Raw genomic sequence first — 17,278 nt, 5'->3', positions numbered from 1 at the left:
GACTACACTTGTACAGACCATCAACGTGGTCGATACCACGGCACCTACGTTTGATGTTGTGTTACCAGAAGATGTTACTGTAGAATGTGATGTCATTCCTACCGTAGAAACAATTACAGCAACAGATAATTGTGGAAACGCAACTATTACCGTAGTTGAGAATACGATGACTGGTAGTTGTGAAAATGAATACACCCTAGTAAGAATTTGGACAGCCGCAGATGCATGTGGAAATAGTATTGAACATACACAAACCATAACAGTTATAGATACTACAGCTCCTACGTTCAACGAAGCATTACCTGCAGATATAGATGTAGAGTGTAATGCAATTCCAACTGCAGAAACACTGACTGCTTCTGATAATTGTGGTGATGCTACGGTAGATTTTGAGGAAGAAGTTACAAATGGTGCATGTGTAGGTGATCAAATTATAGAACGTACCTGGAAAGCAGTTGATAGCTGTAACAATGAAATAGAACATACACAAATCATTACTGTTAGAGATACTACTGCTCCAACTTTAGTAACACCATTTGATGAGGATATAACAGCAGCTTGTGATGATATTCCTGCTGTGCCAGATTTAGTATTCCAAGATGAATGTTCAAATAATATTAATGTTGACTTCAACGAAGTTTCGACACAACAAAATGATTTTGAAGATTATGAAATTATTAGAACATGGACTGTCACAGATGATTGTGGTAATGAAGCCGAATTTGTACAAACCGTTTCGGTAGAGTTGAGCAATATTATCAATGCTTTTGACAGTAGCCGTTGTGTACTGGACATAGAATTTGACTTATTCGATTTATTATCTGGTGATTTTGATATGAATGGGACGTGGAGTGTAGTTTCTGGTAATGCCACAATAAACGGAAGCCTATTTGATCCTTCGACTGTTGATGTAGGTGTTTACACGTTTATGTACTCAATAACAGAAGGCCCATGTCCTAAAGAAGTTGAAGTCAATGTTACCATAGATGATGATTGTGTAGTATTACCATGTGGTGAAGAAGATGTAGTGATTTCTAAAACCGTAACGGCCAATGGAGATGCCTATAATGAGTTCTTTACCATTAGTGGTGTTGAAGATTGTGGTTTTGTAATAGAGTTACAGATATTCAATCGTTGGGGAGCTGAGATTTACAAAAACAATAACTATCAAAATGATTGGAATGGAGATGCACACGGATCTTCTGTAGGAAGTTCAGGAAAAGTCCCAACAGGAACTTACTATTATATAATTAATTTAAGAAATAGTGGATTGAAACCATTTGCTGGTCCAATTTACGTAGCAACGAATAAATAAACTTAACCGATGAAGCTATCAAAAACTTTAAGTATTGCTATACTTTTATTGAGTGTTTCCACTGCCTTTGCACAGCAATTGCCTCAATTTACGCAATACATGTTCAATACCATCTCTATTAATCCTGCATATGCAGGTAGTAGAGAAACCTTCAGTGCCGTTGGTTTACACAGGAGCCAATGGGTGGGATTAGAAGGTGGCCCTGAGACTCAGACCTTATCAGTTCATACACCATTAAGGAATGAAAAGATTGGTTTAGGACTTTCATTTATTAATGATAAATTAGGGTACGAAAATTTCTCTTACATCTATGGCGACTTTTCATACACCATCCAAACGGGAGTTAATTCAAAATTAGCTTTTGGTCTTAAAGGTGGTTTTACCCACTATAATTTAGATGAGGAATTGCTAAACGATCCTTCAGTTGTAAATGATCCATTTTTTAATGATGTCTCTAATCGTTGGAGTCCAAATGTTGGTGCTGGTTTATATTGGCATTCTCAACTTTGGTATATTGGACTTTCTGCCCCAAGGATTCTTAATACAGATTATAATAATGGTAGACAAGGCACATTAGATTATGTCGCTTTAGAACGTATTAGTTATTACATCACTGGTGGATATGTATTTGATTTAGGCGGAACAACAAAATTAAAGCCCTCTGTTTTATTGAAAGCTACAAACGGTGCCCCATTATCTTTTGATATTTCAGCAAATTTCCTATTTAATGAAACTTTTTGGATTGGTGGTGGTTATAGAATAAACGAATCCGCAGCAGCAATTGGCGGTATTGCTGACTTTCAAGTTTCAAAACAATTGCGAATTGGTTATGCCTATGAATATCCAATTTCAGATATAAGACCTTATACAAGTGGTACACACGAAGTATTACTGATGTTCGAAGTCTTTAAGAGTAAACGAATAAAATCCCCAAGATACTTCTAAAATAAACGCATTATGAAGACAAGATTATTAGCTCTCATTCTTATTATAAGCTGTTCGTTATCATATGCCCAAACGAAGTTAGCAGATAAGTTTTTTGAGAATTATGGTTATATAAAGTCTATAGAACTCTACGAAAAAGCTGTTGAGAACGGTGACAAAAGCGCACATGTACTCACACGCCTTGGAGATGCCTATTATAATAATTCTAATTCTGAAAAGGCAGCTCAATGGTATGCAGAAGCCTTAAAAGAGCATAAAAAAATAGATGCAGAGTATTTATACAAGTACATTCAATCATTAAGAAGTATTGGCAATTATGAAGAAGCTGATAAATGGTTTAAGGAACTAAGCGCTGCACAGCAAGGTGATAGTAGATTACAAGGCTACAATCCCGATGAAGTTGATTTATACGCAAAGTTGACTTCAAAAAATGAGGTCGTTGTAAAAATTGACAACATGCCATTTAATTCTGAAAATTCTGACTTTGGATCGTATATTTCTGACAATACACTCTACTTTGCTTCAGCTAGAGAAGATAAGGGTAAAGTCTACAGTTGGAACAAAGAGCCTTTTTTAGATTTATACCAAGTAACATTAAAAGATGACGATGGAGTTATAAGTTACGGCTCGGTTTCAGAACTTTTATCAGATGATATCAATACAGAATACCATGAAGCCTCAGTCACCATAACCAATGACGGTAAGACGCTTTATTTTACAAGAGATAATGTTAGCAAACGTAATCGATTGAAGTATGATAAAAAAGGAACGACACACCTTAAACTCTATAAAGCATCATTAGAAGACGGGCAATGGACCAATATTGTAGAACTTCCATTTAACGACGATGTGTTTTCCACGGGACATCCTAGTTTAAGTCCTGATAACAAAACACTATTTTTCGTTTCGGACCGTGAGGGTGGCTTGGGTCAATCCGATATTTATTCGGTTGCGATCAATGATGATGGTTCTTATGGTGAACCTGAAAATCTTGGTGAGAAAGTAAATACCGAAGGCCGAGAAATGTTTCCTTACGTCGCAAAAGATAGTACGCTCTACTTTTCTTCAGACGGACATTTAAATTTAGGATTATTGGATATTTTTAAATCGAATATCTTAAAAGGTAACCGTAATGACCCAGAGAATATGGGAGCTCCATATAACAGTGGTTATGATGACTTTGCCTTCTTTGTAAACTCCGACACCAATAAAGGTTATTTTTCATCTAACCGACCAAATGGTAAAGGAAGTGACGATATTTATAGTTTTAACGCACAACAATGTAAAGAAGAAATTGCTGGTGTTGCAAGAGATAGTAAAACCAATATTATTCTTACTGGCGTTACAGTTAGGTTGATTGATGAGACAGGGAAAGTACTTGAAGAAGTAATAACCAATAATGATGGTGCATACACATTTACGGTAGATTGTAATAAGACGTATACGATTGCTGGTAGCAAACCTGATTATAAGGATAATCAGAAAACAATCACAACTACAGACGATAATGAACATGTAAATACCATAGATTTAGAGTTAGAGCCACTTATCATTGATAACCAAATCGTTATCAATCCTATTTTCTTTGATTTTGATAAATCTAACATTAGAACTGATGCCCAGTATGAACTTGAAAATATTGTAGATGTGATGCGCAAACATCCAGAAATGGTTATTAAAATTGAATCGCACACAGACAGTAGAGGTCGCGATAGATATAACATGAAGCTTTCAGACAGACGTGCAAAATCTACTAGAGATTATATTATTTCGAGAGGTATTGATGCCAGTAGAATAGAAAGTGCCATAGGCTATGGTGAAACACAACTGCTAAATAAATGCGCCAACCGTGTAAAGTGTACCGAGGAAGAGCACCAGTTAAACAGACGCTCTTATTTCTACATTGTTAACGAATAATTTACTTTCAAAATTACTTAAGTAAAAGCAAGCTCAGTTGGGCTTGTTTTTTATTTTATAATGATTAAGTAAATCCTAAATTATTCTTCATATAAATAGCATGTACTACTTTTATTATTCCTATGGATTATGAATAAAATATTTCAGATTTAAATAAACTTTAAAATAAAAAAAATTATGAACCTAAATAAAGTGGAATGAAGCTAATAAAACCCTTGTTATTAAACGCCTCAAACAAAAACGACCAACAATAAGAGAAGACGTGTTATACATTTAGAATTTAACTTCAACACTCTATCTGAACCATTAAATTGGCTAGAATACCAAACTATATACTAATAAAAAAGCCACAACTTTTGTTGTGGCTTTTTTTGGCTATTAATCAACTTTTTATGCGGTTTAGCGCTTAATGAAAATATTGGTAAAATACCACTTCCCTTCATCATTTTGTTCGGCAGATATATCAAAATCTGTATAATCTCCTTCAATATTATCCTTATGGCTTGGACTATTTAACCAAGCATTAACTACAGATTCCGCAGAATTAAAACCATAAGCTACATTCTCTGAAACTATATTAGCGTCTGCATTAATCTGTAAGCTTTGTTTTCTCTGAAAAAAGTTATCGTGAGATACATTATCTTCTTCTACCATATAATCTGTATGCGTAAACGCCACAGCTTTGACTGTACGGTGATCGCTTAATGGATTTAACCCCTCATTAATTCTGTGTATATTAATTAGCTCCATGATTTCAATCTCAATCTGTTTTGCTTGTGGTGCAACCGGAACTTCTATAGAATCAATTTGATCTTCTGCAGCACTGTCAGTAGAGCAAGATGTAAAGCCTAAGAGGGTAACGATAGCCAAAAATGGCAATAGTTTAGTCAATTTCATAAGTAGGGTTTTAGATTTGGGATTACTAATTTAGGCACCTACTCGTAAAAAAAAAAGAAATTCTATGGATATTCGATGAAATACATGTGTTTTGTCGTATTTTTATGCAAAAAATCGATGAAATACACAATTTTGAAGCAAAAAAATGGTTTTCATCGGTTAAAAAATGTCCTTCATCGATAAAATATAAACGATAATCAAGGAGACAACCGCTCTATATTCCAGTTATAATCGTCTTGTAATTTATAGCGAATTCTATCATGAAGTCTGTTGGGTCTACCCTGCCAAAACTCTAATTCAATGGGTTTTACAATAAATCCTCCCCAATATTCTGGCCGTTCTATATCCTTGCCTTCATATTTTGCTTCCAAAGCTTTTAGCTTATTATCTAATTCTGCTCTATCTGTAACCACTTCACTTTGATTAGACACCAAAGCACTTAATTGACTACCTCTTGGGCGCGATTCAAAATAGCCATCACTTAGGTTTTCTGCAATCGTTTCGGCTTGCCCTTTAATGATAATTTGTCTTTCGGCTGAATGCCAAAAAAAAGACAAACATACATTTGGGTTTGCTTTAATAGCCTTACCTTTTTCACTATTGTAGTTTGTATAAAATATGAAGCCTTCGTATGTGTACTTTTTAAGCAGCACTACCCTACTTTTTGGGTAACCGTCTAAGCCAATGGTAGAAATGGTCATGGCATTAGCTTCTTCTACATCAAAATGCGTATCGACTTCTATAAACCAATCACGAAACAACTCTATCGGATTGTCTGGTACATTGTTCAATAAAAGTTCTCCTTTTTCGTAAGATTTTCTATAATTGCTTAGGTCTTTTTCCATAGTTCTACGAAGTTAATTCAATATTTTGTTTCTGTCAAAAAAAGTGTAGCTTTGAGTCCCTAACAAATTTTGCCCTAACATGCACTTTGAAAATTCACCTTTTTCAGAATCACTAAATTATGATAAAATAGTTTTAGATTTTGGTTCTTATTATTTATGTGACGATTTTTTTATTATGGAAGTTAATGAAGGAGAGCACTTTAATTGGGACAAACTCAAAACGCTCTTAACATCACTAAGATCTCATTATGGCAATCATAAAACCTTGGCATATATTTCAAACCGTGTGAATGCCTACTCTATTGATCCTGTACTTTGGTCTTATTTTGATAAAGATGATAGTATTTTTATAGCTGCATCAATTGTGAGCTATAGAGATTCTACTTATATAAACGCAAATATTGAAAAGCAAATGGCTGCAATACCTTTAAAAAGAGCGCATAGCCTAGGTGAAGCTATTAATTGGGTCAAAAACCTTAATGAGTTTAATTAAAATTCAAATGTTTTTCCGTCTTCTGCCAACAAGACGTTGTCAAATTCCTCTTTTGCTTCAGATCTAAACTCTTCATAACCGTTATAACGTGTAGAAAAATGTCCCAAAATTAAGGCATCCACATTTGCCTTTTTGGCTATTATAGCTGCTTGTCTTGCAGTACTGTGTTTGGTACGCTCACAAAGATCCTCGTTTTTATCTAAAAATGTAGATTCATGATAAAGTACTGTTGTATTCTTTATTAAAGGTACAATGTTTTCATCATAAACCGTGTCACTACAAAAAGCATAACTTTGAGATGGAGATGGGTCTTTTGTGACCATTTCATTTTTAATTATAATACCGTCGTCATTCTCTACATCTGCACCCTGCTTTAGCTTTCGGTAATAAGCCATATTGATATTGGCATTTAATACAGCGTTAATATCTAACTTACGTTCGTTTTCCTTTTCTTTAAACAAAAATCCGTTGGTATATACGCGATGATGTAAAGGAATAGTATGTACTTCAACTTTGTTATCCTCGTAAATCAATTCTGAATCCTTTGAGGTCAACTCATGAAAGATCAAAGGATAATTTGTCCAAGAATCGGATAATTTTAATTGAAGTGTAATAACTTCTTTTAATCCTTTTGGCCCATAGATATGAAGTTCAGTTTCTCTGGTTAATAAACGAAACGTACTTACCAAACCTACCAATCCGAAATAGTGGTCTCCATGTAGATGAGAAATGAAGATATGCTTTATCCTAGAAAACTTGATTTTATTTCGTCTTAATTCTACCTGGGTACCTTCACCACAGTCAATTAAAAACATGTGGTTTTTTATTTCTAGAACTTGGGATGTCGGATTGGTATTGGTACGTGGTGTTGCGCTATGACAGCCTAGTATGGTCAGCTTCATATATTAAAATCCTAAATCGCGTTCAATATCTTCCATTTCAATAATGTCATAGGCTTCCTGTAGGGTCGGTACGATGGCCAACTCATCTGGCATTTGGTCTAAATCTGCTTGACTTGTTACAATTACAAAAGATTTTTTCGCACTACGGTGATTATTACTGAGGCGTAAAAATTCAATGACATCTTCTAATTGAATCTTTTCGAGACTAGATAATCTTACGATAAGATGATAGTCTTTGTACTTATGATAGCCAACTTCTATGTTATTTACCAAGGTTTTAACTGAAGCCTTCTCTTGTGCAATTATAGTTATGTTTCCGTCTCTATCTACAATCATACTTTACTGTTTAATTTTAGCAGCCAATAAGTAAATAACAGCCATTCTCACGGCTACTCCATTCTCTACCTGATCTAAAATTATGGCTTGTTTAGAATCCGCCACATCACTCGTAATCTCTACTCCGCGATTTATTGGCCCTGGATGCATAATTACAATATCCTTGTCTAAACCGTCCAACAATTCTTTATTGACCCCAAACTGTTGTGTGTACTCTCTTGTGGTTGGAAAATAACTAATATCCATACGCTCGTTCTGAACTCTGAGCATATTGGCCACATCACACCATTCCAATGCTTTTTTAAGATTGGTTTCAACTTTTACGCCAAGTTCTTTAATGTATTTTGGAAGCAACGTTTTTGGTCCACAAACCATTACATTAGCACCTTGTAGTTGTAAGGCATAAATATTTGAAAGTGCTACTCTACTATGCAGAATATCTCCAACAATAACGACATTTTTGCCTTTTACACTACCTAATTTTTCTCTAATAGAGTAGGAATCCAACAAGGCCTGTGTAGGATGCTCATGTGCACCATCACCTGCATTTATAATACTCGCATCGACATGTTTGGATAAAAACACACCAGCTCCCGGGTTAGGATGGCGCATTACAACCATATCTACTTTCATCGATAGAATGTTATTTACGGTATCAATTAGAGTCTCACCTTTTTTAACTGAAGATTGTGAAGCCGAAAAGTTAATAACATCTGCTGAAAGTCGTTTTTCGGCCAATTCAAAAGATAACTTTGTACGTGTGGAGTTTTCGAAAAACAGATTGGCTATCGTTATATCTCTAAGTGAAGGGACTTTTTTAATCGGTCTGTTGATAACCTCTTTAAACTGATCTGCTGTCTCAAAAATCAATTCTATATCTTGTTTGGTAAGATATTTAATTCCCAGTAAGTGATTTACACTTAGTTCGCTCATTTTATTTCTTTTAGCTTTCGGTTCTTGGCTTTTATCATTTATCAATTAAATATACCGCATCTTCTCCTTCATTCTCAACCCAATTGACTTTTACCTTCTGGTTGTCGATTGCATCTACTTGCCGCCCTTTATAATTAGGCTGTATTGGTAAATGCCGACTAAAGCGTCTGTCTATTAATGTTAACAATTCTATATTATTTGGCCTTCCGAACGATTGAATTGCTGTTAATGCAGATCTAATACTACGGCCTGTATACAGTACATCATCTATAAAGACCACATTTTTATCTTCTACTATAAAATCTATTTCTGTTGTATTGGCTTCTAACGGTTTTTCGCTACGTCTAAAATCATCTCTGAAAAAAGTAATATCCAAATGGCCTAACTGAATATTTTTAATCCCGTAGTCATTAGCTAGCATCTCCGCCAAACGGTCCGCTAAAAACTTACCACGTGGCTGTATCCCGATCAATACGGTTTCAGAAAAATCATCGTGGCTTTCAATAAGTTGGCAAGCCAATCGATGTAGAATTATATTGACTTCCTTAGAGTTAAGTAATACTTTTTGACTCATGTAGTATGCTAACGTTATTGTTGGGCAAAGTTAAATGAAAAATTGTGGATTGCAATGTTTTTCTCGCAAAGTCATAATGTACAAAACAAATGCAATAAAAAAACCTCCCGAAAATCGGGAGGCTTTTTGATTTATTAGGATGAGATTCCTGCCTGCGCAGGAACAAGATTACTTCTTCCCGTCCATTTTATCTTTAAGTGCTTGTAACGCATCGTTTGCATCACCTAAAGTTGGTTTAGCTTCTGCCGCTTGCGCTTCTGCCTTCTTAACAGCTTGCTTAACGATTTTAGCTTCTTCTTCTCTAAATACTGCAGTATGAGATGCTACCACTCTTTTGAATTCTTTATTGAACTCAATGATCTTAAATTCTACTTCTTCACCTTTTTTAAGTTTAGAGCCATCCTCTTTTTCTAAGTGGCGCTGTGGTACAAAAGCCGTAATATCATCGTTGAATTCTATTGTAGCTCCTTTATCCACTATTTCTGTAATAGCAGCAGTGTGGGAAGTACCTAGAGCAAACTCAGTTTCGTACTTATCCCAAGGGTTTTCAGTAGTTTGTTTGTGACCTAAAGATAATTTACGTCCTTCTACGTCTAACTCCAACACTACGACATCTAACTTATCACCTACATTACAGAACTCTGATGGGTGTTTAATTTTCTTGGTCCAAGATAAATCTGAGATATAGATTAATCCATCAATACCTTCTTCCAACTCAACAAAAACACCGAAGTTTGTAAAGTTACGTACAACACCTGTATGCTTAGAACCTACAGGATACTTAGATGTAATATCGGTCCATGGATCTGGCGTTAATTGCTTGATACCAAGAGACATCTTACGATCTTCTCTATCTAAAGTTAAGATTTGAGCTTCAATCTCGTCACCAACAGATACAAAATCTTGAGCTGAACGTAAATGTGTTGACCAAGACATTTCACTAACGTGAACCAAGCCTTCTACACCTTCTTCTACCTCAACAAATGCACCGTAATCTGCAATTACAACAACCTTACCTTTTACTTTATCACCAACTTTTACATCTTCACCTAAAGCTTCCCAAGGGTGCTTAGATAATTGCTTAAGACCTAATTGAATTCTCGATTTGTTTTCATCAAAATCAAGGATTACAACATTAAGTTTTTGGTCTAACTCAACAATCTCATTTGGATGGTTGATACGAGACCATGATAAATCTGTAATATGAACTAAACCATCTACACCACCAAGATCTATAAACACACCATAAGACGTAATGTTTTTCACAGTACCTTCTAAGACTTGTCCTTTTTCTAGTTGACCAATGATTTCTTTCTTTTGTTCCTCAATATCAGCCTCAATAAGTGCTTTGTGAGAAACGACTATGTTCTTGAATTCGTGGTTGATTTTAACCACTTTAAATTCCATAGTTTTATTAACATACTGATCGTAATCTCTAATTGGCTTCACATCGATTTGAGAACCTGGTAAGAATGCTTCTATACCAAATACGTCAACGATCATTCCACCTTTAGTTCTGCATTTTACAAAACCATTTACAATTTCGCCAGTATCGTGTGCGTTGTTTACGCGATCCCATGCCTTGATGACACGAGCTTTTCTGTGAGATAATACTAACTGACCTGTTGCATCTTCTCGTACATCAATTAATACCTCTACTTTGTCACCAACTTTTAAATCTGGGTTGTAACGGAACTCGTTAAGAGAAATTACACCTTCAGACTTTGCATTGATGTCGATAATAGCATCTCTATCGGTAATGTGAATCACTTCACCCTCTACAACTTCATCATCTAAAGTGTCAACGAAATTTTCAGATACTAATTTTTCAAATTCTTCTAATTTAGTGTCCGCTACTTGCTCAATACCTTCTTCGTAATTGTGCCAATCGAACTCCTTTAAGAATTTTTCTGGATTTGCTTGAGCTTCAGAGACTACTGGAGCTTCAACTGTAGTTGCCTCGGTTGTTTCAACCTCAACTTGTTGTGTTTCTTTTTCAGACATATGCTGAATAAAAATTTGTATTCTACTAACCTATAGAAAATAAAGCGATTAGGCTGTAGAAGTGTTTGTTTTGTTTTTATAAATCCTTTTATATTTTCTTTGTCGCTAAAAAGGTCTGCAAAAGTAGTATATATTATTCTGAAAACCAAATGCTAAACGATGTGACATTTTGATAAAGCCAGTGTCATAACAAACAGTACAAAGATTGATGCCATAAATGTTAAATTTTGGCATATAATTTGGTATATTTACAATACGTATTAACACTAAAATTAAAAACAATAATTATGGTTAGAGAAAAATACCAAGGGGTATTAGACTTAGGACAAACATTAGATATTCAAGATGGTGATGTCAAAGTAGAAGATGGAAAATTGAAGATTTGGGGAACTGCAAAAACGCAATATGAAAAAAACTTATTGTGGGATGCTATTAAAGCCGCTGGCGGTGATAATCCTTCAGATATAATGGCGGATATAAAGGTGGCTGACGAATCTGTTTATGCTAGACACACAGTTACTTCTGGTGAAACTTTAGGAAAAATAGCCAAGCACTATTATGGTGATGCTATGAAGTACAAAGACATCTTTGAAGCCAATACGGATATTCTTAAGAACCCGGATTTAATCCACCCAGATCAGGAATTAATCATTCCTAATCTATAATCAAAAGGTTTGAAAATTATAAAAGCGACTTCCTCGGCTACGCTCAGTAATCGAAGGTCGCTTTTTTTATGTGATAGCATTAACTAATTTTATTATACTGTCGAGCTGTTCCTCTATAGTTAAATCCGAATTATCTATTTCAATAGCGCCTTCAGCTTTTACCAAAGGGGAATCTTTTCTTGTGGAATCTATACGATCTCTTGTAGTAACATTTTCTAAAACGTCTTCATAACTCAAATTATGTCCACGTTCAAGTAATTCTTTGTAACGTCTTTGCGCTCTGGTTTTTGCTGAAGCTGTCATAAATATTTTTAGTTCTGCGTCTGGAAACACCACAGTACCTATATCTCTGCCATCCATTACAATACCTTTGTCCTTGCCCATAAGTTGCTGTTGCTCTACTAATTTTTGACGTACTTCGGAAATAGTGGCAACAGGACTCACATATTGCGATACTCTTAGAGTTCTAATTTCCTTTTCTATATGTTCGCCATTAAGATAAACTTCAGCAAAGCCTAAGGCTTCATTAAACTTGAATGTAATATGAATATCATCGAGCTTTTTGATTAATGTTTCAGAATGAAAAAAATCTTCACCTATTAAATTGTTTTCTAGTGCAAAATAGGTTACAGCTCTATACATAGCGCCAGTATCCACATAGATATAGTTGAGCTGCTTTGCCAATTGTTTGGCGATAGTGCTCTTTCCTGTTGAGGAAAATCCGTCTATAGCAATAACAATTTTGTTCATACTTTATACATAGTTTAAATAATAAATGTATACCAAGACCACTTTTTTAGACCATCTTTAGATATAATCATCGGACTAAAAACCTACCCTTTCTATCTCCATCTTCTGTTGTCTAAATCTATTTGAAGTCCGAAAAAGCTAGTGTTAGCTGCGCTTGTATATCTGGCATGGGTATAACTAAAACGTAACTTGTTTAATCTTATGGAAATTCCAGCAGAAATACCAGAGAAATTGCGCTGATCTTCAATTCTTAATTCTTCGGCACGTCTAAAGTTATAGCCCACTCGTAGATTGAATCCTTTTTCTGGCCACAATTCAGCCCCTAAAATTAAATGACGAAGTGCATTGTTGAAAAAACCAACTTTTTCCTGTGTTTGATTGCCATCTAAATCTGTTGTTGCTCTAGCCGGATTTGACACTCCGATTGGCCATTGTTGCAAATTCTCTAAAGTCAAATGCCAACGAATCGGTACATTTTCTAAAGTTTGTGACATTCCAAAATTAACTTCAAAAGGTAATGGCTCATTTTGACCAGCATAAGTGGTGAATTGAGTACCTATATTTCTTACCGTTAATGCCGCATGAAAATCTAACTTTTCATTAATATACATTACACCTATATCCACAGCTCCACCAATAGAATTATACTGCTCTAATAATGAGGTGATAACCTTTACATTCGCACCAACATAAAAATCTGTAAATGGGATATTATAATTGTATCCTGCTGAAATTGCAGCTTCATTACCGGTAAAGCTTCCTGTGGCATTGCCATTGACATCATAACCATCAAACGTACCATAATTGATATAGGTTACGCCAAAATGAAATGTTTGAACATGCCTATCCCAAGTATAAGCATACGCAGCAGTTCCGTATGTAATGCCACCTAAATAACTTGAAGCATTTACAGCTAGTTGGTTGTGCATTTGCCAATTGATTGATGCAGGATTGTATAAGGCTTCTGTAACATCGTAATCGAAATTAGTTATGATTTTACCACCAAGAGCTGCTTGCCTTGGAGAGGATACCAAATTAAGAAATTGATACGTAGACTCACCACCCAATTGTGCAAACATTGGTAATGCCAACAGCAAGAAAAATAAGTTGGTAATCCTCTTAATCATAGATTTTGCAAAATAACTAAATCTATCTTAAAACGAGGATATGATTTTTTTATTTTTAACCAGCTTTGTATTTTGATCAAATTCGTCAAACTGACTGTTAAATTGATTTATATTTCAAAATACACAAGAGTTTTCGTGAGACAAGTCCTTTACTGTCCTAACTGTAGTTTTTGCCCAATTTTAATGAGATTGCTCGTTAACCCATTTAAGCTTTTAATTTGCTCAACCGTAGTTCCATTTTTTTTGGCAATACTGTATAAAGTATCACCATTTGAAACTGTCCATACAGATATATGGCCAAGTTCTTGATCTAAGTCTGTTTCTAAAATATTGAGTTTCTGCCCAACCTTTATGGTATTGGATATTAAACCATTTTGTTGTTTCAATTTATCTACCGTTAAACCATATTGCTTAGCCAAACTATATAGTGTTTCGCCAGGTTCTACAATATGAAATTCGGAATGATTCTCATTTGTTTTTACAATCGGCAAGACTTTGGGTTCAGTTTCAACGACATCAAAATTGCGTACTCGTAATCGTTGCCCTTCACTAACCAAAGTGGTTTCTAAATTGTTAACCCGTTTTAGTTCTGTTAAAGTGGTGTTGTTACGATTGGCAATTTCTAGAAGTGTTTCACCTTCTTTAACAACGTAATAATCATCTACTTTAGGATTTGAAGCTACTACTACTTTAGTTTCTTTTTCAGGTTTGGCAACGTTGTCTTCAAGCTTAACTGGTTTCTTTTTATCGCTTGGATTAACAAAAGTGATTTCGCCAGTAGCAACATTTAATTTTGCAGGTTTTCCATCCAAAATCACATCCTTGTATTCTATCTTATTGTCTTCCTGACTAAAGGCGAGTGCCCCAGCCAATAAAACAACAACAAACGACAAGATTAGCTTAAAGTTTCTTCGCATTCTTAACTTTTTGGTTCGTTATGGCAACATCTAAAACATCACTCATATCCTTAACATAATGAAAAGTTAGGCCTTTTAGGTATTCTGGTTTAATTTCTTCAATATCACGTTTGTTATCCTCACAAAGTAATATCTCTTTGATACGAGCACGTTTGGCTGCTAGGATTTTTTCTTTTATTCCACCTACAGGTAAAACTTTTCCTCGCAATGTAATTTCACCGGTCATTGCTAAACTCTTCTTTACTTTACGCTGTGTAAACAAAGATACTAAAGAAGTTAACATTGTAACACCTGCACTTGGCCCGTCTTTTGGAGTTGCCCCTTCAGGAACATGAATATGAACGTTGTACTTATCAAATACTTCAGTATTGATTTCAAATTTATCTGCGTTGGCTTTAATATATTCCATAGCAATGGTTGCAGATTCCTTCATCACTTTTCCTAGGTTACCCGTAATAGAAAGATTTCCCTTTCCTTTTGACAGTATTGATTCTATAAACAAAATATCGCCTCCTACTCTAGTCCAAGCCAAGCCCGTTACCACACCAGCAACATTATTGTTTTCATATTTATCGCGCTCTAGTCTGGGACTTCCTAAAACCTCAATTACATCTTCGTTAGAAACTTTAACATTGTACTCCTCCTCCATCGCAATATTTTTAGCAGCATAACGTACCATTTTTGCAATTTGCTTTTCTAATCCCCTAACACCAGATTCGCGTGTGTAACCTTCAACTACTTTTTCTAATTGTGGTTTTCCTATTTTAAGGTTTGAAGTATCAAGACCATGCTCTTTTAATTGTTTTGGCAACAAATGGCGTTTGGCAATTTCAACTTTCTCTTCTATAGTATAGCCTGTTACGTTTATAATTTCCATACGATCTCGTAATGCAGGCTGAATGATATTTAAACTATTGGACGTTGCTATGAACATCACTTTAGACAAGTCATAACCCATCTCTAAGAAATTGTCATAGAATTCATTGTTTTGCTCTGGATCCAATACTTCTAACATTGCAGATGATGGATCTCCCTGATGACCAGACGATAACTTATCAATCTCATCCAAAACGAAAACCGGATTTGATGTTCCTGCCTTTTTTAAACTTTGAATGATTCTCCCTGGCATTGCACCAATATAGGTTTTTCTGTGTCCACGGATTTCGGCTTCGTCACGTAATCCACCTAATGAAATTCGCACATACTCTCTGCCCAAAGCCTCGGCGATAGACTTACCTAGCGATGTTTTACCAACACCTGGTGGTCCGTACAGGCAAAGTATCGGAGATTTCATGTCATTGCGAAGTTTCAAGACTGCTAGATATTCTATAATTCGTTTTTTTACATCGTCTAACCCAAAATGGTCGCGATCCAAGATTTTCATAGCACGTTTTAAATCGAACTTATCCTCACTAAATTCATTCCAAGGCAAATCCAAAAACAAGTCTAGGTAATTACGTTGAATGGAATATTCAGCAACTTGAGGATTCATGCGTTGCATTTTTGCCAATTCCTTATCAAAATGGGTCTTTACCTTTTCGTCCCAAAGTTTTTCCTTGGCACGAGCTTTCATGTCTTCAATTTCCTCGCCAGAAGACACTCCTCCACCCAATTCTTCTTGAATGGTTTTCATTTGTTGATGCAAGAAATATTCACGCTGTTGTTGGTTCATATCGCTCTGCACCTTACTTTGAATATCATTCTTTAGTTCTAGCTTTTGATATTCAAGGTTCATGTATTTTAAAGTTTGAAGGGCGCGTTCCTTTAGATCATTGATCTTCAATAGTTCTTGCTTTTCTTCAACTTTAAGGTTCATATTAGAAGACACAAAATTCACTAAGAACGAGTTACTTTCAATATTCTTAATGGCAAAAGTAGCTTCGGTAGGAATGTTTGGGCTTTCCTTTATAATTTCGAGCGATAAATCTTTTATAGAATCAATAATTGCGTTGAACTCTTCATTATCGACAGTAGGTTTGACTTCAGATAAATCAGAAATTGTCGCAGTTAAATAGGGTTTCTCAGCAATGACCTCATTGACCTGAAAACGTTTCTTGCCCTGAATAATAACTGTAGTGTTTCCGTCTGGCATTTTAAGCACTTTTAAAATTCGTGCTACCGTACCAGTTTTGTATATATCTTTTGCCGTTGGATTTTCAACCGCTTCATCTTTTTGAGATACGACACCAATAACTTTCCCTCCCTTATTAGCATCATTGATGAGTTTTATCGATGTATCTCTACCTGCTGTAATCGGAATCACCACACCTGGAAATAATACGGTATTTCTCAACGGTAAAATAGGTAAAGATTCTGGTAAAGATTCGCTATTAATCAATTCTTCATCTTCAGGGGTCATCAATGGAATTAGTTCTGAATTTTCATCAAAATCCTGAAATGACAAACTGTCAAGTCCTAAAATTTTTTGTTTTGCCATGCTATAGTTTAAGCCATTCTGTCATTAAATACTCACAGTCTGGCATTTGTTTAAATGTATTAATATTTAACTTTATATTGAATATCAATAGTTTATAAGATATTCAAAGTTATTCACACCTATATAAATTCAATTGTTATGCCATTACCTTTAGAAAAAATTAAAAGTTTTTTTATCAAAACTGTAACACTTAGCGAAACCTTTCATCTATGGAGTAAAGC

The 17,278-nt window shown here is 35.1% G+C and carries 16 protein-coding genes; 5 read left to right on the top strand and 11 right to left on the bottom strand.

Annotation, left to right across the window (positions count from 1 at the left end):
* The 3 genes from KCG49_RS14440 to KCG49_RS14430 all read left to right on the top strand — a co-directional run.
* Window positions 1-1,315: T9SS type B sorting domain-containing protein (locus tag KCG49_RS14440; RefSeq protein WP_218547507.1), on the top strand; the 1,315-nt coding region annotated here is incomplete at its 5' end.
* Window positions 1,316-1,324: 9 nt separating this feature from the next.
* The gene (locus tag KCG49_RS14435) at window positions 1,325-2,260 is read left to right on the top strand and encodes a PorP/SprF family type IX secretion system membrane protein (protein WP_218547506.1); all 936 of its coding nucleotides are present in this window, start codon (window positions 1,325-1,327) and stop codon (window positions 2,258-2,260) included.
* 12 nt (window positions 2,261-2,272) lie between these two features.
* Window positions 2,273-4,177 carry an OmpA family protein gene (locus tag KCG49_RS14430; protein WP_218547505.1) on the top strand — a complete coding sequence of 635 codons (1,905 nt, stop codon included), beginning with the start codon at window positions 2,273-2,275 and terminating at the stop codon, window positions 4,175-4,177.
* A gap of 399 nt (window positions 4,178-4,576) precedes the next feature.
* Here the strand turns inward: KCG49_RS14430 and KCG49_RS14425 are convergent, their stop codons facing one another.
* A complete protein-coding gene (locus KCG49_RS14425) occupies window positions 4,577-5,074 on the bottom strand; it encodes a CAP domain-containing protein (protein ID WP_218547504.1) in 498 nt (165 codons plus the stop codon).
* Window positions 5,075-5,271: 197 nt separating this feature from the next.
* Entirely contained in the window at window positions 5,272-5,919 is a 648-nt protein-coding gene (gene pdxH / locus KCG49_RS14420) for a pyridoxamine 5'-phosphate oxidase (protein ID WP_218547500.1), read from the bottom strand.
* A 79-nt stretch (window positions 5,920-5,998) separates the two neighbouring features.
* Between pdxH and KCG49_RS14415 the strand changes: the two genes are divergently transcribed.
* Window positions 5,999-6,412 (top strand): hypothetical protein, encoded by a 414-nt coding sequence (locus KCG49_RS14415; protein ID WP_218547499.1) that lies wholly within the window; start codon window positions 5,999-6,001, stop codon window positions 6,410-6,412.
* Here KCG49_RS14415 and KCG49_RS14410 read toward each other — a convergent pair.
* From KCG49_RS14410 to rpsA, 5 genes are all read right to left on the bottom strand, one after another.
* The gene (locus KCG49_RS14410) at window positions 6,409-7,314 is read right to left on the bottom strand and encodes a ribonuclease Z (protein ID WP_218547498.1); all 906 of its coding nucleotides are present in this window, start codon (window positions 7,312-7,314) and stop codon (window positions 6,409-6,411) included. The genes KCG49_RS14415 and KCG49_RS14410 overlap by 4 nt on opposite strands.
* Before the next feature lie 3 nt (window positions 7,315-7,317).
* Entirely contained in the window at window positions 7,318-7,650 is a 333-nt protein-coding gene (locus tag KCG49_RS14405; protein ID WP_218547497.1) for a ribonuclease Z, read from the bottom strand.
* 3 nt (window positions 7,651-7,653) lie between these two features.
* Window positions 7,654-8,583, bottom strand: coding sequence for an aspartate carbamoyltransferase catalytic subunit (locus KCG49_RS14400; RefSeq protein WP_218547496.1), 930 nt, complete (start codon window positions 8,581-8,583; stop codon window positions 7,654-7,656).
* 34 nt (window positions 8,584-8,617) lie between these two features.
* Window positions 8,618-9,157: a bifunctional pyr operon transcriptional regulator/uracil phosphoribosyltransferase PyrR gene (gene pyrR, locus KCG49_RS14395; protein WP_218547495.1), complete on the bottom strand. Its 540-nt coding sequence runs from the start codon at window positions 9,155-9,157 to the stop codon at window positions 8,618-8,620.
* 168 nt (window positions 9,158-9,325) lie between these two features.
* Window positions 9,326-11,161, bottom strand: a complete 1,836-nt coding sequence (gene rpsA, locus KCG49_RS14390) for a 30S ribosomal protein S1 (protein WP_218547493.1) — start codon at window positions 11,159-11,161, stop codon at window positions 9,326-9,328.
* A 287-nt stretch (window positions 11,162-11,448) separates the two neighbouring features.
* Here rpsA and KCG49_RS14385 point away from each other — a divergent pair, with 287 nt between their 5' ends.
* Complete coding sequence (locus KCG49_RS14385; RefSeq protein ID WP_218547491.1) at window positions 11,449-11,826, top strand: LysM peptidoglycan-binding domain-containing protein; 378 nt, start codon at window positions 11,449-11,451, stop codon at window positions 11,824-11,826.
* A 66-nt stretch (window positions 11,827-11,892) separates the two neighbouring features.
* On the opposite strand, the gene cmk is transcribed toward KCG49_RS14385, so the two are convergent.
* The 4 genes from cmk to lon all read right to left on the bottom strand — a co-directional run bounded on the left by cmk (window position 11,893) and on the right by lon (window position 17,057).
* Window positions 11,893-12,576: a (d)CMP kinase gene (gene cmk, locus KCG49_RS14380; RefSeq protein WP_218547490.1), complete on the bottom strand. Its 684-nt coding sequence runs from the start codon at window positions 12,574-12,576 to the stop codon at window positions 11,893-11,895.
* A 92-nt stretch (window positions 12,577-12,668) separates the two neighbouring features.
* Window positions 12,669-13,703, bottom strand: a complete 1,035-nt coding sequence (gene porQ, locus KCG49_RS14375; RefSeq protein ID WP_218547488.1) for a type IX secretion system protein PorQ — start codon at window positions 13,701-13,703, stop codon at window positions 12,669-12,671.
* A 149-nt stretch (window positions 13,704-13,852) separates the two neighbouring features.
* A complete protein-coding gene (locus tag KCG49_RS14370) occupies window positions 13,853-14,620 on the bottom strand; it encodes a LysM peptidoglycan-binding domain-containing protein (RefSeq protein ID WP_218547486.1) in 768 nt (255 codons plus the stop codon).
* Entirely contained in the window at window positions 14,604-17,057 is a 2,454-nt protein-coding gene (gene lon / locus KCG49_RS14365) for an endopeptidase La (protein ID WP_218547485.1), read from the bottom strand. Before lon ends, KCG49_RS14370 begins: the two co-directional genes overlap by 17 nt.
* Between the last annotated feature and the right edge of the window lie 221 nt (window positions 17,058-17,278).

This window comes from Winogradskyella luteola (assembly GCF_019203985.1).
Lineage (GTDB): Bacteria > Bacteroidota > Bacteroidia > Flavobacteriales > Flavobacteriaceae > Winogradskyella > Winogradskyella luteola.
This window is presented reverse-complemented; position numbering and strand designations above follow the sequence as displayed.